This is a genomic window from Vibrio sp. NH-UV-68 (assembly GCF_042940635.1).
GTDB lineage: Bacteria > Pseudomonadota > Gammaproteobacteria > Enterobacterales > Vibrionaceae > Vibrio > Vibrio pacinii.
Genome location: NZ_CP134975.1, coordinates 1,133,909 through 1,155,295, shown reverse-complemented (window position 1 = coordinate 1,155,295; position 21,387 = coordinate 1,133,909). Strand labels below are relative to the sequence as shown.

Annotated in this window: 22 protein-coding genes; 9 read left to right on the top strand and 13 right to left on the bottom strand. The window is 45.7% G+C overall.

The window, feature by feature from the left end:
• Positions 1-152: 152 nt before the first annotated feature.
• The 7 genes from pspF to ViNHUV68_RS05370 all read left to right on the top strand — a co-directional run bounded on the left by pspF (position 153) and on the right by ViNHUV68_RS05370 (position 7,299).
• A complete protein-coding gene (gene pspF, locus ViNHUV68_RS05400; RefSeq protein ID WP_391089743.1) occupies positions 153-1,145 on the top strand; it encodes a phage shock protein operon transcriptional activator in 993 nt (330 codons plus the stop codon).
• A 136-nt stretch (positions 1,146-1,281) separates the two neighbouring features.
• The gene (locus ViNHUV68_RS05395; RefSeq protein WP_038174479.1) at positions 1,282-2,895 is read left to right on the top strand and encodes an ABC transporter substrate-binding protein; all 1,614 of its coding nucleotides are present in this window, start codon (positions 1,282-1,284) and stop codon (positions 2,893-2,895) included.
• A complete protein-coding gene (locus ViNHUV68_RS05390) occupies positions 2,895-3,857 on the top strand; it encodes an ABC transporter permease subunit (RefSeq protein WP_038174480.1) in 963 nt (320 codons plus the stop codon). Before ViNHUV68_RS05395 ends, ViNHUV68_RS05390 begins: the two co-directional genes overlap by 1 nt.
• Positions 3,844-4,731 (top strand): putrescine export ABC transporter permease SapC, encoded by an 888-nt coding sequence (sapC, locus tag ViNHUV68_RS05385; protein WP_038174482.1) that lies wholly within the window; start codon positions 3,844-3,846, stop codon positions 4,729-4,731. Before ViNHUV68_RS05390 ends, sapC begins: the two co-directional genes overlap by 14 nt.
• The gene (locus tag ViNHUV68_RS05380; protein ID WP_038174483.1) at positions 4,731-5,729 is read left to right on the top strand and encodes an oligopeptide/dipeptide ABC transporter ATP-binding protein; all 999 of its coding nucleotides are present in this window, start codon (positions 4,731-4,733) and stop codon (positions 5,727-5,729) included. The genes sapC and ViNHUV68_RS05380 overlap by 1 nt, the downstream gene beginning before the upstream one ends.
• On the top strand, positions 5,726-6,511 hold the full coding sequence (locus ViNHUV68_RS05375; protein ID WP_038174485.1) for an ATP-binding cassette domain-containing protein: 786 nt from the start codon (positions 5,726-5,728) through the stop codon (positions 6,509-6,511). Before ViNHUV68_RS05380 ends, ViNHUV68_RS05375 begins: the two co-directional genes overlap by 4 nt.
• 5 nt (positions 6,512-6,516) lie before the next feature.
• On the top strand, positions 6,517-7,299 hold the full coding sequence (locus tag ViNHUV68_RS05370; RefSeq protein ID WP_391089740.1) for a DUF2927 domain-containing protein: 783 nt from the start codon (positions 6,517-6,519) through the stop codon (positions 7,297-7,299).
• 3 nt (positions 7,300-7,302) lie between these two features.
• Here the strand turns inward: ViNHUV68_RS05370 and ViNHUV68_RS05365 are convergent, their stop codons facing one another.
• Both ViNHUV68_RS05365 and ViNHUV68_RS05360 read right to left on the bottom strand, forming a co-directional pair.
• Positions 7,303-7,686 (bottom strand): DUF2750 domain-containing protein, encoded by a 384-nt coding sequence (locus ViNHUV68_RS05365; RefSeq protein WP_038174488.1) that lies wholly within the window; start codon positions 7,684-7,686, stop codon positions 7,303-7,305.
• A 67-nt stretch (positions 7,687-7,753) separates the two neighbouring features.
• Positions 7,754-8,659 carry a manganese-dependent inorganic pyrophosphatase gene (locus tag ViNHUV68_RS05360; protein ID WP_391089738.1) on the bottom strand — a complete coding sequence of 302 codons (906 nt, stop codon included), beginning with the start codon at positions 8,657-8,659 and terminating at the stop codon, positions 7,754-7,756.
• A gap of 207 nt (positions 8,660-8,866) precedes the next feature.
• Here ViNHUV68_RS05360 and ViNHUV68_RS05355 point away from each other — a divergent pair, with 207 nt between their 5' ends.
• Positions 8,867-10,072, top strand: a complete 1,206-nt coding sequence (locus tag ViNHUV68_RS05355) for a putative manganese transporter (RefSeq protein ID WP_391089736.1) — start codon at positions 8,867-8,869, stop codon at positions 10,070-10,072.
• A gap of 70 nt (positions 10,073-10,142) precedes the next feature.
• On the opposite strand, the gene ViNHUV68_RS05350 is transcribed toward ViNHUV68_RS05355, so the two are convergent.
• The 4 genes from ViNHUV68_RS05350 to ectA all read right to left on the bottom strand — a co-directional run bounded on the left by ViNHUV68_RS05350 (position 10,143) and on the right by ectA (position 13,915).
• A complete protein-coding gene (locus tag ViNHUV68_RS05350) occupies positions 10,143-11,594 on the bottom strand; it encodes an aspartate kinase (RefSeq protein ID WP_391089734.1) in 1,452 nt (483 codons plus the stop codon).
• Between the two features lie 86 nt (positions 11,595-11,680).
• On the bottom strand, positions 11,681-12,067 hold the full coding sequence (locus ViNHUV68_RS05345; protein WP_038174491.1) for an ectoine synthase: 387 nt from the start codon (positions 12,065-12,067) through the stop codon (positions 11,681-11,683).
• 15 nt (positions 12,068-12,082) lie between these two features.
• Entirely contained in the window at positions 12,083-13,348 is a 1,266-nt protein-coding gene (ectB, locus tag ViNHUV68_RS05340; RefSeq protein WP_038174493.1) for a diaminobutyrate--2-oxoglutarate transaminase, read from the bottom strand.
• 24 nt (positions 13,349-13,372) lie between these two features.
• Entirely contained in the window at positions 13,373-13,915 is a 543-nt protein-coding gene (gene ectA, locus ViNHUV68_RS05335) for a diaminobutyrate acetyltransferase (RefSeq protein ID WP_038174494.1), read from the bottom strand.
• A 291-nt stretch (positions 13,916-14,206) separates the two neighbouring features.
• On the opposite strand from ectA, the gene ViNHUV68_RS05330 reads away from it, so the two are divergent.
• On the top strand, positions 14,207-15,058 hold the full coding sequence (locus ViNHUV68_RS05330) for a TPR end-of-group domain-containing protein (RefSeq protein ID WP_038174495.1): 852 nt from the start codon (positions 14,207-14,209) through the stop codon (positions 15,056-15,058).
• A gap of 69 nt (positions 15,059-15,127) precedes the next feature.
• Here ViNHUV68_RS05330 and hisIE read toward each other — a convergent pair whose 3' ends face one another.
• The 7 genes from hisIE to hisD all read right to left on the bottom strand — a co-directional run bounded on the left by hisIE (position 15,128) and on the right by hisD (position 21,382).
• Positions 15,128-15,763 carry a bifunctional phosphoribosyl-AMP cyclohydrolase/phosphoribosyl-ATP diphosphatase HisIE gene (gene hisIE, locus ViNHUV68_RS05325; protein WP_038174497.1) on the bottom strand — a complete coding sequence of 212 codons (636 nt, stop codon included), beginning with the start codon at positions 15,761-15,763 and terminating at the stop codon, positions 15,128-15,130.
• On the bottom strand, positions 15,760-16,533 hold the full coding sequence (gene hisF, locus ViNHUV68_RS05320) for an imidazole glycerol phosphate synthase subunit HisF (protein WP_038174498.1): 774 nt from the start codon (positions 16,531-16,533) through the stop codon (positions 15,760-15,762). The genes hisIE and hisF overlap by 4 nt, the downstream gene beginning before the upstream one ends.
• Positions 16,515-17,252, bottom strand: coding sequence for a 1-(5-phosphoribosyl)-5-[(5-phosphoribosylamino)methylideneamino]imidazole-4-carboxamide isomerase (gene hisA, locus ViNHUV68_RS05315; protein ID WP_391089731.1), 738 nt, complete (start codon positions 17,250-17,252; stop codon positions 16,515-16,517). The genes hisF and hisA overlap by 19 nt, the downstream gene beginning before the upstream one ends.
• A 12-nt stretch (positions 17,253-17,264) precedes the next feature.
• The gene (gene hisH / locus ViNHUV68_RS05310; protein ID WP_391089729.1) at positions 17,265-17,879 is read right to left on the bottom strand and encodes an imidazole glycerol phosphate synthase subunit HisH; all 615 of its coding nucleotides are present in this window, start codon (positions 17,877-17,879) and stop codon (positions 17,265-17,267) included.
• A 12-nt stretch (positions 17,880-17,891) separates the two neighbouring features.
• The gene (gene hisB / locus ViNHUV68_RS05305) at positions 17,892-18,965 is read right to left on the bottom strand and encodes a bifunctional histidinol-phosphatase/imidazoleglycerol-phosphate dehydratase HisB (protein ID WP_391089727.1); all 1,074 of its coding nucleotides are present in this window, start codon (positions 18,963-18,965) and stop codon (positions 17,892-17,894) included.
• Between the two features lie 62 nt (positions 18,966-19,027).
• Positions 19,028-20,068, bottom strand: a complete 1,041-nt coding sequence (gene hisC, locus ViNHUV68_RS05300) for a histidinol-phosphate transaminase (RefSeq protein ID WP_391089725.1) — start codon at positions 20,066-20,068, stop codon at positions 19,028-19,030.
• Between the two features lie 12 nt (positions 20,069-20,080).
• Entirely contained in the window at positions 20,081-21,382 is a 1,302-nt protein-coding gene (hisD, locus tag ViNHUV68_RS05295; RefSeq protein ID WP_391089723.1) for a histidinol dehydrogenase, read from the bottom strand.
• Positions 21,383-21,387: the final 5 nt, after the last annotated feature.

Below are 21,387 nucleotides of genomic sequence, written 5' to 3'. Positions count from 1 at the left end.
CTCATAAATTGAATCACCCTTAATTCATTTCAAGTAGCGTGCCAATTTAAAAGAACTTTAAAATCAGATATTTAAATAATTTGGCATTGCTTTTATGATTAATGTGTGATGAATTTGACCAAGGGTTGGTAAATTTCACCACGGAGTGCTTGATGCAACAAAATCTGATTGGCGAGTCGCCGCTGTTTCTATCGGTGCTCGATAAAGTTTCAAAACTCGCCGCCATTGAGCGACCGGTGCTAATTATTGGTGAAAGAGGGACAGGTAAGGAATTGATCGCTCAACGCCTTCATTACTTATCTAAGCGTTGGGATCAACCGTTAATTTCTCTTAATTGCTCAAGCTTAAGTGAAGGCTTGATTGATTCTGAACTGTTTGGCCATGAGCAAGGTTCATTCACTGGCTCAAAAGGTCGCCACAAAGGGCGTTTTGAACGTGCAGAAAACGGTACCCTGTTTCTCGATGAACTGGCCACAGCGCCTTTATTGGTACAAGAAAAACTGCTACGTGTGATTGAATATGGTCAATATGAACGAGTCGGTGGTCACCAACAACTCAGTGCTAATGTGCGCTTGGTTTGTGCAACCAATGCCGATTTACCTACCATGGCGCAACAAGGCGACTTTCGTGCCGATCTGCTCGATCGTTTAGCTTTTGATGTTATTCACCTTCCCCCTCTTAGACAACGTCGCGAAGACATCTTGTTACTGGCCGAGTACTACGCCATTAAAATGTGCCGTGAGCTTGGGTTCGATTACTTTGTCGGCTTTAGCCAACAGGCCGAGCAAGATCTACTCGATTACCCATGGCCCGGCAATATCCGCGAGCTGAAAAACTTGATTGAGCGCGCCGTCTACCAGCATGGCGCTCAGCACACACCAATCGAGCAGCTAGTCTTTGACCCATTTAAATCGAATTGGAGTGACGAACCACTGTCTTGCAATGACACGCAAACAGACGCTGAGATACGTTTTGACTTCCCACTGGATTACAAACAGTGGCAGGAGCAGCAAGATCAGCTCATACTTAAACAAGCGTTAAAGCACAGTCAATACAATCAACGTAAAGCCGCCGAGCTTTTGGGATTAAGCTACCATCAATTCAGAGGAATGGTGCGTAAATATGACTTAAACAAACTGAGTTGACGGGCAACAAGATAGGCGAACCTATAAATTCTAGGGTTTTACTTTTGTTACCACTGTGTATTAGTGGTAAATTATTAACATCTTAAGGCATAATGACCCGTTCATTTCTGCTTTGTCTCAGACAATTGTTCTTTCTATGAAAGCATTCATTCAGTTTACATTAAGTTTAGTCGGTCTCGCCCTAATCACCGGGTGTGGTGAAGAGCTCGACCACGATAAAATCCGTCAAAAGGGGTTTGTCTATTGTGGTCAAGGTGGCCCCACGACATTTAACCCTCAATTGGTTGATAGTGGCATCACTACAGAAACCCTGAGCCCGCAGATTTTTAACACCTTGTTGACGCTCGATTCTGAGAATTACCAACCAGTTCCTAGCTTAGCGAGCGATTGGACGGTCAATACTCAAGGTACCGAGTACACCTTCACCCTGCGTGACCATGTCCAATTCCAAACCACCGCGTGGTTTACTCCGTCACGACCAATGAACGCGTCTGATGTGGTATTTAGCTTTCGTCGTATTCTTGATAAGACCAACCCGTTTCACCATGTTGGTAACGGACTTTACCCTTGGTTTAGTGGGGTCGACTTTCAGAACTTAGTGATTGATGTGGTGGCACTTTCAGACAACCAAGTGCGATTTATTCTTAGCCGTCCGGATAACAGTTTTCTATCCAATATTGCTACCAGTCACGCGGTTATCCACTCTAAACAGTATGCCAATCAACTTGAGCTAAGAGATGATAAAGGCATGCTAGACAGTCACCCTGTTGGCACCGGCCCTTTCTACCTTGCTGAATATCAAGTTAACGATTTAATTCGTCTAAAGCGACATGATGGGTATTGGAAACGTGCTCCAAAAATGAATCAAGTCGTGTTCGATATTTCTCAGCGCGGCACCGGAACGTTAGCCAAATTACTGCGCAAAGAGTGTGATGTATTGAATTCTCCGCTTTCTAGCCAGTTACCTGTGATCAATCAAAACAGTGACATTGAACTGATGGCCAAACCCGCCATGAATATTTCGTTTGTTGCGGTGAATACTTCTCACCCGGCCCTCAGTGATGCCAGAGTGAGAAAAGCGCTCAATTACGCCATTAACCGACACAATATTCTGGACTCTGTTTACTATGGTACGGGGAGTCAAGCCTATTCTGTTCTGCCTCCATCCTCATGGGCTTACCAAAAGGATGTGGTACAAATTCGTTATGATCGTAACTATGCTTTGGCGCTGTTGCGCGACGCAGGTTTCAGTCAAGGGTTAGAGCTCAGTATGTTGGTCCCCCTTGAACCAAGAGCCTATAACCCGAGTCCGCGTAAAACCGCGGAGCTCATCCAAGCGAATTTTGCCGATATTGGCATTACCTTAAATCTCATCACAGAAGATCGCTTTGATCGAAGCGACCGCGACAATAATATCGATCTGTTTTTAACCGGCTGGATTGCAAACACCGGAGATCCTGACAACTTCCTTCGACCGTTACTTTCTTGTGAATCCAACCGCGTCGGGTTGAATGTTTCTAGCTGGTGCAACCCTGATTTCGACTTTTTGCTCGATCTTGCGCTAGAAGTCGATAAACAGCGCTATCGACTTAACTTATATAAGCAAGCACAAAATATATTGAACGAAGAGTTTCCTGTCATCCCACTCAACCATGGCATGCAACTGCAAGCTCAGCACCGATCTTTAACTGGCTTCAAGGTCAGCCCTTTCAATGTGCAACCTTTTGATAACGTCGAGAGGGTCAAATAATGCTGTTTTATAGTCTACGTAGACTCAACCTATTTATTATCACACTATTGATTCTGACCATGGTTGGTTTCAGTATTTTGCGCCTTGAACCAGACTCGCATTGGGCTCTGCAAGACTTTTGGAGCGGTTGGTTCTCCTATTTAGGCGAACTGATGCAACTCAACTTTGGCGTCACAAAAAATGGTGTGCCGATTGTTGACGAATTGAAAACCGTCTTCCCTGCCACACTTGAGCTTTGCTTACTCGCCTTTATCATTTCGCTACTTATTGGCATTCCAATCGGCACCTTAGCTGGCATGAAACAAGGTAAGTGGATTGACACCGCCATCTCATTCACTTCAATGTCGGGTTATTCTGCGCCCCTGTTTTGGATTGCGTTGTTAATGATTATGGTGTTTTCACTTCACTTGGAAGTGTTTCCAGTTGCAGGTCGTTACGACTTGTTGTACCAAATCGAACATGTGACGGGATTTGCTTTGATCGATGCCTTTTTTGCCAGTGGTGAATACCGCGCCCACGCCTTACAAAGCGTGATTGAGCATTTAATTTTGCCATGTCTGGTTCTGGCTTTGGCTCCCACCACTCAAGTTATTGGTCTGATGCGCGCATCAGTATCTGAGGTCATGGGGCAAAACTATATTCGTGCCGCGCGAATCAAAGGTTTATCGACGCATGAGATTGTGACTCAACACGTGCTGCGTAACGCTATTCCACCGATTATTCCAAAGATCGGCGTACAGCTGTCAAGTATGTTAACGCTAGCAATCATAACGGAGTCGATTTTTAACTGGCCGGGTATTGGCCGTTGGTTACTTGATGCGCTCTCAAACCAAGATTATGTTGCTATCCAAGCTGGGGTGATTGTTGTTGCCTCATTGGTTCTCACTGCTAATATTCTGTCTGATTTGATTGGCGCTATGGTCAACCCGCTAGTAAGGAAAGAGTGGTATGCTAACCGATAACGTTTATCAAGAAGATCGCATTCCGACTCAGTTAGAGCGTTTTTGGCGCAGCTACCGAGCCAATAACCTGGCAATGTTTGGGCTTTGGTGTCTGATACTCGTTGTGTTGTTAACCTTGGTTTCACCTTGGATTACACCACATGATCCTCAGGCTCAGTCGAGTGAACTCTTGCTACCACCCTCTTGGAACCCACAAGGTACCGTCGAGTACTTCCTCGGCACTGACGATCTCGGACGAGATATCCTGTCGCGTTTGATTGATGGCTCTCGCTTCACGTTTGGCGCCGCGCTGATTATCACTCTGATTGCCACTGTGATTGGCTGCGCAATTGGGGTTCTTGCCGGTATGACCAAGGGCTTACTTTCTAGTACCCTCAACCACTTACTTGATACGGTAATGTCAATTCCATCGCTGCTCCTTGCGATCATCTTTGTCGCTTTTCTTGGCTTTGGCGAATTCAATATTTTGTTGGCTATCTGTTTAGCCTTAATTCCGCGCTTTATTCGTTCAATTTATATCGCCATTCATGCTGAAGTCGAGAAAGACTACATCATGGCGGCACGCCTAGATGGAGCGAACGATATTTATCTGCTGTGGAACTCGATTATTCCTAATATATTGGTGGTGATTGCCTCTGAAATCACCCTTGCACTCTCTGTCGCCATTCTCGACATTACCGCACTCGGTTTTCTGGGTTTAGGCGCACAAGCTCCTAGCACGGAATGGGGGGCAATTCTTGGTGACTCTGTGGAGCTTATTTATCTCGCCCCTTGGACAGTGACTCTACCTGGTTTGGCAATTATGTTTACCGTTGTGGTCATCAACCTCGTTGGTGAAGGGGTTCGCCAAGCACTTAACGCGGGGATCGAATAATGCCGCTATTAGATATTCGCCATTTAACGATTGAAATCGAGACACCGCAAGGCATGATGAAAGCGGTTGATCGTATGAGCTTAACCCTCAACGAGGGCGAAATTCGTGGTCTGGTGGGAGAGTCTGGCTCAGGTAAAAGCTTGGTAGCAAAAGCGATTGTCGGTGTATGTAAAGACAATTGGAAAGTGACTGCCGATCGAATGCGCTTGGGCAATATCGATTTACTGCAATTGACGCCAAAAGAGCGCCGACGGGTAATCGCCCGTGACATCGCCATGATTTTTCAAGAGCCATCAACCTGTTTAGACCCATCCGATGAGGTAGGTAAGCAGCTTATTGAGTCAATTCCTGCCCGCTCTTTTGATGGCAAGTGGTGGCAACGATTCAAATGGCGAAAAAAACAAGCCGCCGCCCTGCTGCATAAAGTCGGCATTAAAAACCACCAACAAATCATGAGTAGCTATCCCTACGAACTGACTGATGGGGAATGCCAAAAGATCATGATTGCTATGGCGATTGCGGCCAAGCCAAAGTTGCTGATTGCTGATGAGCCAACCAATGACCTCGACCCGATTACACAATCACAGATCTTACGTCTGTTGAGCCGAATGAATCAGGTCCATAACACCTCAATTCTGCTTATCGGTCATGACTTGAATACCATTACACAGTGGGCAACGCGAATTACCGTGATGTATTGTGGCCAGTCGGTAGAATCGGCTGATACCCAAAAGATTCTGACCAAACCTAAACACCCTTATACCTTCGCGCTACTCAAAGCGATGCCAGATTTTAATGAATGGATACCACACAAAGAGAAACTGCACTCATTACCGGGGTCCATTCCACCACTGCAGCACTTACCAATTGGTTGTCGTCTTGGTCCACGCTGTCCTTATGCGCAGCGTCAATGTGTCGAAATACCACTAACCAGACGAATTAAAAACCATAAATTTGCCTGCCACTTCCCTCTCAATACGGAGAAGAAACAAGCATGAGTGCGCTATTAGAAGTCAACGATCTCTCTAAGTCTTTTGTGACTCGGCCTGGGCTATTGCGCAAGAAAGTCCACCAAGCAGTCAAACCGGTCAGCTTCAGCTTAGAGGCAGGACAAACCATTGGCTTTATTGGTCAAAATGGGTCAGGGAAATCCACATTAGCGCGGATGCTCGCTGGGGTTGTAGAGCCAACCTCTGGCGAAATACGTGTTAATGGCGAGCGTTTAGAACATCGCGACTATGAGACGCGCTGCAAGCTTATTCGGATGATTTTTCAAGACCCCAACACGTCTTTGAACCCGCGTATTCAAATTGGCCAAATTCTTGATGGGCCACTGAAACGAAATACTAGCATGCCTCCTCAAGCACGCATTAAACGTATCAAAGAGACACTACTGCGTGTTGGACTTCTACCTGAACATGCCTACTTTTATCCGCAAATGTTAGCAACAGGGCAAAAGCAGCGCGTTTGTTTGGCCCGTGCTCTGATTTTGCAACCCTCAATCATTGTGGCTGATGAAGCGCTCAATGGTCTTGATATGGCGATGCGTTCACAAATCATCAACCTGTTTTTAGAGCTTCAAGAAGAGATGGGGCTATCGTTTGTATATGTCTCTCAGCACATTGGTATCATCAAACACATCACCGATAAAGTGATGGTGATGCACGAAGGTGATGTAGTAGAGAGCGGTGAAACTCATCAAGTTCTCACCTATCCTCAGCACCCAATCACTCAACGCTTGGTGGAAAGTCACTTTAACAAAGTGGCCCGTTTTAGGTGATCGCAATGTGGCAGACAAGATTGATTGGGCTTATTTCACTCTTGATCGCCATCAATACGTATGGCGGTGGAAATCAAAAGACTTGGCTTGATCCCCAGTTTATCGAGACTGCTTTTATCAACGTTGCACTGCGCAATGAATACTCTGCCGGCCAAAAACCTTTGGTTAAATGGCGACAGCCAATAAAGGTATGGGTTGAACATAAGGTTGGCGATCAAGCGTTACATGATCAACTCACTAACGCTCATATTCGTCATTTAGAGCAAATCACTGGCCATTTGATACGTCGCGTCACTTCACCCGACCAAGCAAACGTGACTTGGATTTACACTCGTGAATCGACTTGGCGTCAAGATATTAAAACGCAGTTTGGGGCCTCGGCTCTTAAGCATGTCTATGGGGCGATCTGTAAAGCGGGCTATCAAGTCTCTGGCGATGGTGCTATTTTTCAAGCGGCCGTGATAATTCCAGTCGATCAAGCTCGGGAGCACGGTAAACTGCTCGCGTGTATTGTCGAAGAAATCACTCAAGTGCTCGGTCTCCCGAATGACTCTGAGTACGCTTACCCTTCAATCTTCAATGACGAAACCGCCGAAGATTTGCTCTCTCCGCTAGATGTTGTGTTGCTCAAACTTTTGTACGAGCCGCAACTCAAACCGGGGATGAACGAACAACAAGTGAGAGACGTTATCCGGCCATTAATACAGCGCTATAAAAAAGACGGCACATTAAATAGTGCCGTCTCGATATCCACCAGCGGTGAACTGTTTCAACTGATCGGGTATTAACCTTTAAGCACCGCGCTTTCTGAGCTCAGATTCAAACTCATCTGGATAGAGCACCATGCCCTCTTCGTTGTCATTTGGAAACACAACAACTGCCAATTCGTCATCTTCCAAGCCACGCGTCCAGCGGCTAAACCATTTTGCTGTCGAAATAGACTCAGCCGTGCAATGCTCCCACTCTCCTGTTGCCCATTGCAGAGCGAACTCTTGATGTGGCCATACAGGAACACAATCTTCATCTTCGGTATTCAGCATCACGCTGCCATGCTCATCGGTTAGAATCCAAACCTTGCGCTGCTGCGCAATCTCTTTAATACAGAAGTTAAAGCGTTCTTCTGGACGCATTTTATCGACTGACTCGATTTGCTCTTTCGTTAGTGGTTGTGACATAAGAACCCCCTAAATAAAACGCCCACGGCATAACCATGGGCGTTTAAAAATATCAATTGAAAACGACTTACGCCAGTTCAGCTTGTAGCCAAGGCCAGCCTTGTTTCTTGCGGCTGAGTGTGTTTTCCATCATTAGCACGCCATCTTTCTCGTGCTTAACCAGTTTATCAGCCCACTCACCTTTGTAGAGTAGACGAGTTTGCGCCGTGGTGATATCGGTAAGCATTACCGCAGCAAACGCAAGACCTTGTTCAGCGCAGCGACGCTCAAGATCCGCTTCTAGCGCTTCGATCATGCCATCAACTTGTTCAAGTGTCGCTAACTCTACCTGGCCGACAACAACGTCACGACCATTAAATGGATAGCCTTTTAAGTCTTTCTCAACTAGCTCAGCAGCAGACAAGCCTTCGATGTCAGTTTTCGCAATCAGTAGATCTTTAATGAAAGTATCAAGATCAGTGACACCTGCGATTTCAGCCAGTTCAGCAACGGCATCTTTATCTTTTTGAGTACACGTTGGTGAAGCAAAACCAACGGTATCAGACAGGATTGCAGACATCATCAGCTTGGCGATTTGCGGCTTGATCTCATGGCCTTCGATCTTGAACATATTGAATAACACTGTATTAGTACAGCCTACAGGCCAGATCCAAGCTTCCATTGGGTTAACTGTCATCACATCCCCAAGGCGGTGATGGTCAACAATACCAAGAATTTCAGCATCCGCCACATCATCAGGAGCCTGAGCTAAATCTGAGTAGTCAACCAACCAGATTTTTTCACCCGCAACTGAAGTACGTAACTCAGGTACTTGTGCGTCAGCGACTTCAAGAATGTGTTGAGTTTCACGATTAATTTCACCTTGGCGAATCGGCTTTGCTTCCACACCACGCGCAGTTAGTAGCTCAGTTGCAACCAGTGCACTACAGATACTATCGCTATCAGGGTTCTTGTGACCTACAACTAGAATCATCTTTTTTCCTATCTGACTTTATTCTACCCAACTTGGGCAATTACTCACAAAGCTGATATTTTACCCTTTTTTAGCCATTTGTCATCGGCTGCTAAAGAAAATTTCGTTATAAGTCCAAGCTTATAACTCAACAAGCCCGAGCCATTGTTGCAAATAATTCTCATTACCATACAATGATAATGATTCCCATTTGCAACGGCGCGCATTATGAACAGTACTTCGCCTCAGTTAGAACGCTTAGTTTGGCTAAATTTCGCTCAGTTTAGGCTGACCTATAAACGCTTATTGTTACCTATCAGTCTAATAGTATTGCTACTCGCTGAAGCTACAAGAGAGATAGTGTTAATATCGCTGTCAGATGCTTTTTGGGCAGTTGCCAGTTATGTGGCCTTGACTCTGGCACTCTATCACTATCTGTCACGCTTCTTTAGCGGACAACACTACCTGGTGACTATGTATCATCGTTCTCGCCACTATCAAGTGATGTTTGCAGCGCTACTTGGGGCGCTTCCTGGTTGTGGCGGCGCGATCATTGTGACAACGCAGTTTGTCAGTGGTCGGGTCGGTTTTGGCGCTTTGGTGGCCGTGTTGACATCAACCATGGGTGATGCTGCATTTCTTTTACTCGCGAGTCAGCCTGATATTGGTATCTTGGTTGTTGCCATTGGGATTGTGGTCGGTTGCCTTAGCGGTTGGGCTATCAATGCAATACACAAAGACGACTTTTTAAGGCCAGTACAGACTCACCAGCCCTTCTTAGCGCGATGCTGTCGTAATCGAGATCGCCATATCGAACAAACGGCGATAAATCTACAAGGCACCTTTTGGAAGTGGCTACTTGTGCCCACCACGCTTATCGCCAGCGTCAATACTTTTCAAGTTGATGTAAACCAATTGCTTGCATTACCGCACCAAAGTATCGAATGGCTTGGCGCTATATTGATTATTATCAGTATGTTACTTTGGTCTGTGACAAAAGAAATCAATGACTATGAGTCGACGGTCGCGGAAGACCATAAAACAACGACGTCTCATCCAATGCAAAAGGCTGCCCAAGACACCAACTTTGTTACCGCTTGGGTCATCGTTGCGTTTATTGCATTTGAGCTGATAACTTTCGCCGCAAATATTGATTTAGGCACAACACTAGCAAACTGCGGAGCTTGGATGCCGATGATGGGGCTTGCGATTGGCCTCCTGCCAGGATGTGGGCCACAAATATTGGTCACTAGCCTTTACCTCTCTGGCGTTGCCCCTCTTTCAGCACAACTCGCCAATGCCATTTCAAACGACGGGGACGCCCTGTTTCCTGCTATTGCTTTGGCCCCTAAAGCTGCGCTCGTCGCAAGTTTATACTCAGCCCTGCCCGCACTTTTAGTCGGTTACAGCTACTACTTCTTATTTGAACGATGAGAGTCAAAGACAACAAAAAAGCGCCCTGGTTTAGAGGGCGCAAATAAGGAGGGAGTGACCAATAATCGTGTTACGCTACTTTTTTCGTCGCAGACTTATCATTGGTGGTGGTTGCGGCTGTTTTTCTATCCGCAAAGAACTCCTCATGCAGAGCAAAAATCGCTTGCTGGTACTCTTTATCGCTGACCACAAACTGGACATTGACGTTACGCATTGATGAGTGCAGCGCAACCGGTGTGATCCCCTGATTCAGTAATGCAAACACCCCTTGTGCTAGCGCTTTATTGGTATCAATTTGCGCACCAATGGCGGAAATCAATGCCACCATACGACCTTTGATTTCTGCATTTGGGTATTTTTTTTCAGCCTTGTACAGCACCTTATTGAGGTTCTCGCTACTGCCACCTAAGTAATAAGTGATAGAGTTAGCGTTCATCTCTTTACCAATCAGACTTACGTGTGCATCAGAGATGATTTCCATCAGATCGTAGCTCACGTTATCAACGTTACCGACCATGCCCTGATCGAATAAATGCAGCGCGAACACTTTTTCTTTACCAGCGATAATCTCAATTTTGTCGGCACTCGACTGGTAGTCATTTGAGATTAACGTACCCGAATGATCCGGCTCGAAGGTATTTTTAATCTGTAGTTCAATACTCTTATCGCGCAGCCCTGCAGCTGCATTAGGGTGAATAGCCTCCATCCCCAAGTTCGCTAGCTGATCGGCAACATCATAATTGGTTTGACCAATAGGCAGAACTTTCTCTGGGCCAACCACGCGTGGGTCGGCCGAGCTTAGATGATATTCTTTGTGAATAATGGCCAAGTCAGCGCCCGTAATGGCGGCAATGCGGCTGAAAGTAATTTCACTGTAGCCTCGGTCATAAGTTGACATCAAGCCCTCAGAGCATGACGCATATCCAGTCACAATCGGGAGCTCTTTGGTCACGTCAATATCAGCAAATGCATCTCGAATACTCTCATCTAAATTTTTTGGCGTGGTGGTGGTCCACCCAGACAAATCAACAAATCGTGCATTTAGACCAATATTTTTCAGTTTCAACACGGTGTTAAACGCACTGTGTGCTTCACCTATCGATGCTAAAAACTCTCGGATTTGCGGCAGGTAATGACGCAACGAGAACTGGCCATATTCACATGTTTCAAGAATATTGGAGATACAGTTTTTCGCTTCAGCGATGCGCGAGCGAATAAACTTATCGGCGCGATGACGGCTCATCGGGTCAGCAAACATATGTTCATTAGTTAATAACATTCGTTGCTCTAAATAGGACAGCGCTTCTTGCCAACTGTCATCGCGTTTTGCGATCAGTTGATAAACACCAGGCTTGCTGGTTTTTTTACACTCAAGGAGTGAATCGGTCATACCGCCGTAAGCCGACACGACGAAGACTCGGTTATATCGTTTCTCTGGAGCGGGACGTAAAATGATGTTATCGAGAACAGCATCAAATGCTGTCATTGAAGTACCGCCGATTTTCTCTACGGTATAAGTCATATAAGAACCTTTTGGGTTTCTAAATGTGGGTTTATGGCAAATGAGTGGGGCAATTAGCCCCACTAAATTTCAGCTAGTCATTTAAGCTAGTCGACGAGAGGGTAAACACCATTGTCATCGTGCACTTCTTGCCCTGTGATAGGCGGATTGAATACACACGCCATAACCATAGGGGTATCTTTGTAGGCACGCAGATAGTGTTCATCATGTTTATCTAAGATATACAGAGTACCCGGTTTAATTGGGTAAGTTTCACCACCAACGATTTCAATTTCACCTTCACCACTCACGCAATAAACGGATTCAAGGTGGTTTTTGTAGTGTATGTGCGTTTGGGTATTTTCATAAATCGTCGTGATATGAAATGAAAAACCCATGTTGTCATCTTTAAGCAACATGCGAACACTTTCCCATGTCTCGGCGACGACTCTACGCTCACTGTTACGACACTCGTCTAATGTTCTGACTATCATCGGTTATCCTTAATCTTATGATGCTTTTTTGATGTGTTTAGCGGCAACTTGATCCACTGACTTTTCAAAGATGGCTAGGCCTTCTTCAAGCTCTGATTCCGTGATGGTAAGTGGGCAGAAGAACTTCACTACTTCGTCATTCGGGCCTGCCGTTTCAATCACCATGCCATTGTTAAAACAAGCGGTTGTGATTTCATCCGAGATCTCGCCATCATGACATTCAACGCCAATCATCATCCCGCGGCCTTTTTGCTGTAAAAACAGTTCAGGGTAGCGTTTGATATTTCGTTGAATCACGTCACTGACCTTATCAGCACACAGTCCGATATGAGATTCGAATTGGTCATCAGCCCAATAGATCTCTAAAGCTTTGGCTGCCGTGACAAAAGCGTGGTTGTTACCGCGGAATGTACCGTTATGCTCACCAGGCTTCCATTCATCAAGCTCTGGCTTAAGTAAAACCACTGCCATCGGTAAACCGTAACCACCTATCGACTTCGAAAGTGTGACGATATCAGGTGTGATACCTGCAGGTTCGAAACTGAAGAAGGTACCAGTACGGCCACAACCTGCCTGAATATCATCAACAATCATTAAGATGTCATGCTGATCACAGATTTTTCGTAATCGTTGCAACCATTGATTAGAAGCAGCATTTAATCCACCTTCACCTTGAACGGTTTCGAGTAGAACAGCAGCAGGTTTGTCGATACCAGAAGAATTGTCATCAAGCATGGTTTCAAACAATTTTAAGCCATCGATATCGGCATAGCCTTCAAATGGAATTCGGGTGACATTGTTTAGACTGACTCCCGCACCCTGACGGTGGTGTTGGTTACCTGTTGCGGCTAAAGCGCCAGCAGTACAACCATGGAATCCATTAGTGAAAGCAACAATGGACTCTCGACCTTTCACTTTACGCGCCAGTTTAAGTGCTGCTTCGACAGCATTGGTGCCTGTCGGGCCAGTAAACTGGACTTTATAGTTAAGGTCACGTGGCGCCAGAATGTAGTTCTTAAGCGCGGTCAGAAAGTCAGCTTTTGCTTGCGAGTGCATATCTAAGCCATGGGTGATCCCATCCATTTCGATATAATCGAGCAAAGCGAGTTTTAATACAGGGTTATTGTGGCCGTAGTTCAGTGAACCAGCACCAGCTAGGAAATCAAGATAGCGTTCACCTTGTTCTGTCTCAAGCCAGCAGCCTTTGGCTTTATTAAACACCACTGGAAAACTGTTTGAATAAGAGCGAACTTTTGATTCCTGCTTTTTAAAAATATCCATGATGATACCGTTTCTAACTCCTGATTATTGATTTTGGTTTAGTGGGATACGATACAAATATTCACTATCGTGTTTCCCTTTGAAATGTTGATGTTCATCGAGAAATTTACTTACTTCACCGTCGAGGCCTTTTTGTTGTTCGAGCTTGTTAAATAGCGCCCAAGATGCCTGATTGTCTTTAGTAATAGTGGTTTCTATCGCCGTTATATGGCTTAAGTTATTGCGTTCAAGCAACGATGACAGCATGGTAAATGCCAACCCTTGACCACGAAAATCACGTCCGATAGCAACTTGCCAAATAAAGAGCGTGTCAGGTTGTTGCGGTTTTAAATAAGCGGAAATAAATCCAGCAACCTGCCCCTCTTTTTTAGCGATAACACAGGTATTACTAAAGTGAGTTGACTGAAGAAAGTTACAGTACGAAGAATTGACATCTAACGGCGGGCAATCCGCAATTAATTGTGCAACGCCATCGCCATCTTCAGCACAAGGCTGAGAGAGTTCCCACTCTGATTGAAGCGTATCCTGTATCTCAGGGTAGATAACCCAAGGTGCTGAAGAAATCATATATAAAAACATTTCCTTTGAACTCTAAACAATTTCTGCATTTAATATCCGCTAAACCCCACTAACAAATCAAATTCAATTCGGTTATACAGGTAAAAAATGTGACGAGAATCACATAAAATACGTAAATATTGCTTAGTGGCCTAAATATATCCTTGATGTGAATTCAGACATGGTACAGTTAGCGCCCGCGCGTTTCTGGCGAGCTTAATTGTCAAGATAACGTATTAAACCGATAACAGATTTGTTAAGGTTTATCTTGAACAAACAAATAGATAAATGGACGCGGATATGCGATTTTGGATAACTTTCACCTCTTTGCTGTGGGTTCTTTTCAGTACACCGAGCTTGGCTGAGCAAACAGCCTATTCAGATTCTGAACTACTCGACCGACCTTTAATGGAACGCTACATTCTTGATGAGTTAAAAGCGCTTCGCCAAGACCAGCAAGACTTGGAGCGCAGACTAATCGTGCAAATTACCGACCGAGAACTTAGCGTCGCTGATAAGTCGCTTAATTATGCCAACGTGACCGTGACCTATTTCTTCTACATCATTGCAGGTGTTGCTTCACTGATTGCGTTAGTCGGTTGGCAGTCATTGCGTGAATTCAAAAACAACACCACAGAGATGGCCGATAAACGTCTCGACTCAATTGCAAGTGTGTATGAAAAGAAATTTGGCGCTCTTGAAAGAGATCTGAAACGCAAGACACGTATTATCAGTGAAAACAACAAAGAGATTGAGAAAATCAATGAGATCCACAACCTGTGGTTAAGGGCGCAAAGTATGCCAACCCCAGAGCAGAGAATGGATGTTTTTGATGAAATTTTAACTATCAGACCAGGTGATCTTGAAGCTTTGACCTATAAAGCTGATGCGGCAATGGAAATTAGAGAGTATCACTGGGCGCTCAGTTTATGTAACCGTGTTTTGGATCTTGATACCAGCAATGGTCCTGCGCTTTATCAACGAGCTTGTGCCTATTCACGTCTCGGAGTTGAAGAGCAAGCGATAGAAGATCTAGAAAAAGCCATTGAAGCTAGCCCATCAATTAGCGATCTTATTGATACCGAGCCCGACCTAGAAGGTCTGCATGGTAATCCGCGATTTGATGCCTTGATTCCAGTTCATAACGAGTAGCATCGATACAATTAAAAAAAAGCCCATTCAACAATGGGCTTTTTCATCATTCAAACTCATCAATGAGGGTTATTTATGGCGTTCTTTGAGTTTGTTCACCACATCATTCATCGACAAGCCTTGGTCTTGTAATAACACCATTAAATGGTAAATCAAGTCAGCGGATTCACAGACTAACTCCGCTTTATCACCCGACGTCGCCGCAAGCGCGACTTCAACGCCTTCTTCACCCACTTTCTGCGAAATACGTTTGGTGCCACGAGCATAAAGACTGGCGGTGTAAGAGGAATCTGGGTCGGCACTCTTGCGGGCAGCCAATAGCTGCTCAAGCTGATGAAGCCACACCATTTGTGACTCTTCTTGTGCATCGCCATCCCAACAGGTTGTGGTACCTGTATGGCACGTAGGGCCAATGGGATTCACTTTCACCAGCAACGTATCGTTGTCGCAATCAAGTGACATATTCACCAGTTGCAATACGTTACCCGAGGTTTCTCCTTTAGTCCAAAGACGTTGTTTAGTCCGAGAAAAAAACGTCACTTGACCCGTTTCCCCTGTTTTCGACAACGCGTCTTTATTCATATAGCCCATCATCAGCACTTGGCTTGACTGGTAATCTTGTACAATGGCAGGAACTAAACCATCCACCTTGCTCCAATCGATTCGCTCGGATAGCGAACTTACTTCGGCGGCTTTCAAACTCATAGTCGCACCTCAATGCCTTGCTGTTTTAAATACTGTTTTAGCTCACCAATATTGATGACTTGTTTATGAAACACCGACGCTGCAAGTGCACCATCGACATTGGCTTGTTGATAAGCCTCAGCAAAGTGCTCCATCGTTCCTGCACCACCAGATGCAATAAGCGGCACATGGCACACCTCTCGAACCATATTGAGTTGCTTAATATCGTAACCGTTACGCACACCATCTTGATTCATCATGTTTAACACGATTTCACCAGCACCACGTTTTTGCACTTCCTCAACCCAATCACATGTTTCCCATTGGGTTGCTTTGGTACGTTGTTCGTCGCCAGTAAACTGATATACCTGATATTTACCCGTCTCTTTATCATAGTAAGAGTCGATACCAACAACGATACATTGAACGCCAAATTTGTCGGCTAGGTCGGTAATCAACTGTGGATTCGCTAGTGCTGGCGAATTAATCGAAACCTTATCCGCACCAAACTCTAGAATGCGCGCGGCGTCTTGTGCTGATTTAATGCCACCAGCCACACAGAACGGGATATCAATGACCTCTGCAACGCGCGCAACCCAGCTTTTATCAACAACACGACCATCACTGGATGCCGTGATGTCGTAAAAAACCAACTCATCTGCGCCTTCCTCAGCATAACGCTGGGCCAAAGGAACAATGTCACCGATGATTTCATGGTTACGAAACTGAACGCCCTTCACCACTTGCCCATCACGGACATCAAGACATGGAACTATTCGCTTTGCCAACATGCAAATGCCTCCTGTGCAGTGAACTTACCATCAAGTAACGCGCGACCAACGATCACCCCTGCAACACCGCTGCCTTTCAAGGCTTCGATATCAGCTAGCGAACCAATGCCACCGGAAGATTGAAACTCAACTTGTGGGTACTGTTTACATAGGTCAACGTAAAGTTCTACGTTTGAACCTTCTAACGTGCCATCACGAGAAATATCAGTACAAAGTACGTGGGTTAAACCCACCGTGAGGAAATTGTCGATCAGCGCTTCAATCGTAATGCCTGAATCTTCTTGCCAGCCAGAAATAGCAACGTTACGAGTACCATTTTGGTCAATATTAATGTCCAGCGCTAAAACAATCTTGTCTGCGCCGTACTTTTTCATCCAACTTTTCACAAGCTCGGGCTGTTTTACCGCAGTAGAGCCGACCACAACGCGCTGAGCTCCTGCTTCTAACAGATCAACAACGTCTTGCTCGCAGCGCACTCCGCCACCTATTTGGATGTTAGCAGGCGTGCTTGCAAGTAGCTTTGCAATCAAATCAAGTTGGCGCGCTGTTGTGTCTTTCGCGCCGGTTAAATCAACCAAATGCAGCCAATTTGCTCCCGCTTGGTGATACAAATTAAATTGTTCTGCTGGGTCAACTTTATATTCTGTTACTTGGCCATAATCACCTTGATAAAGGCGGACCACCTGTCCTTCAATTAAATCGAGAGCTGGAATAATCACATTAAATCCCTTTTATAATTCTAAGAAGTTTTGAATCAGCTTCGCGCCCGCTTTTGAAGAACGCTCGGGGTGAAATTGCACACCGTAGTAGTTGCCACTTTGCAAGGCTGCCGTGAACGGTTGGCCATACTCACACTGAGCAATGGTATAACTACCAACAGGCATGGCAAAACTGTGGACAAAGTAGAAATACTCACCCTGTTCAATATCTTTAAACAGTGGATTGCCTTCTTTAGCCGAGACCGTATTCCACCCCATATGTGGCAGCGGTAAATCTCCAGTTTGCAATCGCTTTACTTCACCATCACACAAACCTAAGCAATCAACTTGCTCATCCGCTTTCTGACCTTTTTCTTGAGACACTTTGCCAAGCAACTGCATACCTAAGCAAATACCAAGTAACGGTTTTTCGACTTGTTTAACGAGCTCAATGAGGTCACGTTCTGCAAGATTTTTCATCGCCTCGCTAGCAGTACCAACGCCGGGCAGGAACAGTTTGTCAGCGCCGAGTACCACTTGCGGCTGTTTTGAAATGGTGACTTGATAGCCTAAACGTTGGATAGCAAATTTGACCGAAGAAACGTTGGCACAACCAGTATCAATAATTACAATTTTTTGCTCTGTCATAGTTTCGCCCCGCTACAGCACGCCTTTACTGCTTGGCAACTCAGTGCCTTCCACTTTGATTGCCTGACGCAATGTCCGACCAAACGCTTTAAACAAACTTTCAATAATGTGGTGGTCGTTGTCACCAGCAGACGATAAGTGCAAAGTACAAGCCAATGTATCGGTCAGAGAGCGGAAAAAGTGCACTACCATCTCTGTTGACAAGTCGCCGACTTGCTCACGACTGAACTTAGCATCAAATTTCAGATAAGGACGGCCTGATAAATCAAGCGCACATTGAGCCAAACACTCATCCATAGGCAAACTGAAACCAAAACGACCAATGCCGCGTTTGTCACCCAGCGCTTCTTTTAAAGCCTGACCAAGCGCCAAAGCAGTATCTTCGATAGTGTGGTGATCATCGATATGCAAATCGCCTTCGACCTGACAAACCATTTGAAAGCCGCCGTGAGTCGCAATTTGGTCTAACATATGATCAAAGAAGCCTAGGCCTGTAGAAATCTTATTGCCGCCTTGCTCATCTAAATTAACCTTGACGCGTATGTCGGTCTCTTTAGTGGTACGCACCACTTCAGCAACACGCGCTGTTACGGTCAAATCCTTGAGGATTTGTGGCCAATTCATCGTATCAGGGTGATACTGTATACCACGAATCGCCATATTTTCGGCCAACTGCAAATCCGTTACACGGTCACCGATAACCACTGAATGTTGAAAATCAACTTTACCGCCTTGCAGGTACTCTTTGACCATGCCTAGCTTGGGTTTACGACAGGCACAGTTATCTTGTTCAAAGTGCGGACAGATAAGAACGTCATCAAATTTAACTCCCTGCGACTCGAAGATCTCCATCATCATATTATGCGGTGCATCGAAGTCTTGTTGTGGGTAGCTGTCTGTTCCTAGGCCATCTTGGTTGGTAACCATAACCAGGCGATAATCTGCATCTTGCAGAGCTAAAAGGCTTGGAATGACCAATGGCTCTAATTTGAGTTTATCTAAGCGATCGACTTGAAAATCGACTGGTGGCTCGACAATCAAAGTGCCATCACGATCAATAAATAAGATTTTTTGTTGTTTGCTCACTCGAACTTCCTTATTTCAAATTGGTTAGCACTGAGAAACATCGTCAGTGCCAAAGATTCTTTTTAGCTGTAATAGTTTCTAATAAAGCCGAGTGTTTTCTCACACTCGTCTCGGCTGCCAACGCTGATCCGAACGCAATCTTCAATAGGCGAATTACGCAGAATAATCCCTCGCTCCCACGCCGCTTTAAACAAAGCATCGCCATCAGGAAATTTAACCAATAAGTAGTTACCCCACCCTTCAAAAACTTGCAAGCCAGGGATCATCATTAGCCCAACTTGTAAGTAAGCGCGATTGGCATTGAGATCCAATACTTGAAATTTCGTGCGGGCTAAACCGGCCTCAGACAGAGCTTGAATGGCAATCTCCGCCACAGGAATAGGCACAGGATATGGCGCAATAACCTTCAACAAGACGTTTATCAGTTGTTGATTTGCTAAAGTAAATCCACATCGCAACCCTGCAAGCGCGAACGCTTTCGACAACGTGCGTAAAATGGCAAGATTTGGGTACTGTGCTAGTAAATCGACGGTTGATGCCTCAGGGCAAAAGTCGATATAGGCTTCGTCCATAACGACAATGGCGCGATCTTTGGTCATTTCAAGCAAAGAGACGATGTCTTCGCGCTTTACCAAGTTCCCCGTTGGGTTATTCGGAGAACAGACAAAAACCAGTTTTACATTATCGAGATTTGCTTCGATGCTGGCCAGATCCAGTTGCCAATCTGCTGTTAATGGTATGGTTTTACGCTCAACACCGATCGTTTCAGCGCTGATGGCATACATGCCATAGGTGGGAGGGCAGTAGAGAATCGCATCTTGGCCTGGCTCACAAAACGCTCGGATCAGCAGTTCGATCCCTTCATCAGCGCCTCGAGAAGTTAAAGTCTGCTCAGGCAACACACCTGCATAAGCGGCATAGGCTTCGATCAGTGCTTTAGGTTGGCACTCGCTGTAACGATTTAAACGCGCAAAATCGGTTTTATATTCATTCGCAAAAGGTGATTCATTGGCATTGAGCCACACATCACCACTGCCACCAATTCGGCGCGCAGAAAGGTAAGGTGTTAACTGTTGTACTTGTTTACGTGCTAGCTTTTCCATCTCATTCAATCCTTACGCATTCTCTTTGGCAGCAAGTTTCTCAATACGGATCGTCACGGCTCGTTTGTGCGCATCGAGCCCTTCCGCTTCTGCCATCGTCACTACCGTAGGGGCAAGGTTTTTCAGCCCTTGTTGCGTCAGCTCTTGCACCGTCATCCGTTTAGAGAAATCCGCTAACCCTAAGCTTGAGTAAGTACGCGTATAACCATAGGTAGGCAGTACGTGGTTAGTACCTGATGCGTAGTCACCCGCAGATTCTGGTGACCAATCGCCTAGGAAAATAGACCCGGCATTATCGAGCAGCGGCAATAGTTCACGCGGATTTTTGGTCTGGACAATCAGGTGCTCAGGGCCATAGTAATTAGAGATCGCTACCGACTGAGTGATAGACTCCGCGATAATAACCAGGCTCGATGCCAAGGCTTGCTGGGCAATATCTGCGCGCGAAAGCAGTTTCAGTTGACGCTGAACCGCATCGGTCACTTGGTCAGCAATAATTGGTGATGGCGTGACTAACACCACTTGCGAGTCTGGCCCGTGTTCGGCTTGGCTGAGTAAATCGGCGGCAATAAAGTCCGCATCGGCGGTTTCATCGGCAAGCACTAGAACTTCAGAAGGCCCCGCCGGCATATCAATCGCGGCGCCGCGGAAATCATTACTGACCTGACGTTTTGCTTCTGTTACGTACGCATTACCAGGGCCATAAATTTTATCGACTTTCGCGACGGTTTCGGTTCCGTAGGCCATAGACGCAACGGCTTGAGCACCGCCGACGTTATACACTTCATCAATACCACACAGTTTTGCGACATAAAGAATTTCATCGGCGATCGGTGGAGGTGAACACAACACCACTTTGCGACATCCAGCAATTTTCGCCGGAACCCCAAGCATCAATACGGTTGATGGCAGTGGAGCACTTCCCCCTGGGATATAGAGGCCGACTTTCTGAATCGCACGAGTTACCTGTTCGCACATCACGCCCGGCTGAGTCTCGACCTTGATCGGCTGTGGTTTTTGCGCCTTGTGGAACTTAGCAATATTGTCATACGCTTGTTCAAGCGCTTGCTTCATTTTGGTGGATAAACGCAAACACGCTTCGTCTATCTCGGTACTTGAAACTCGAATCGATTGCGGCCTTACGCCATCAAATTTTTCAGTTAGCGCAAGCAACGCCGAGTCGCCATCTTGACGAACTTGACCAATCAAGTCGGCCACTGCCGCCGTAATGTTTGCGCCTTGCGTGATTGCTGGACGCTCAAGGATCGACGCTTGCTGCGATTCACTTAATGATTGCCAAACTACCGTTCTCATCGCGC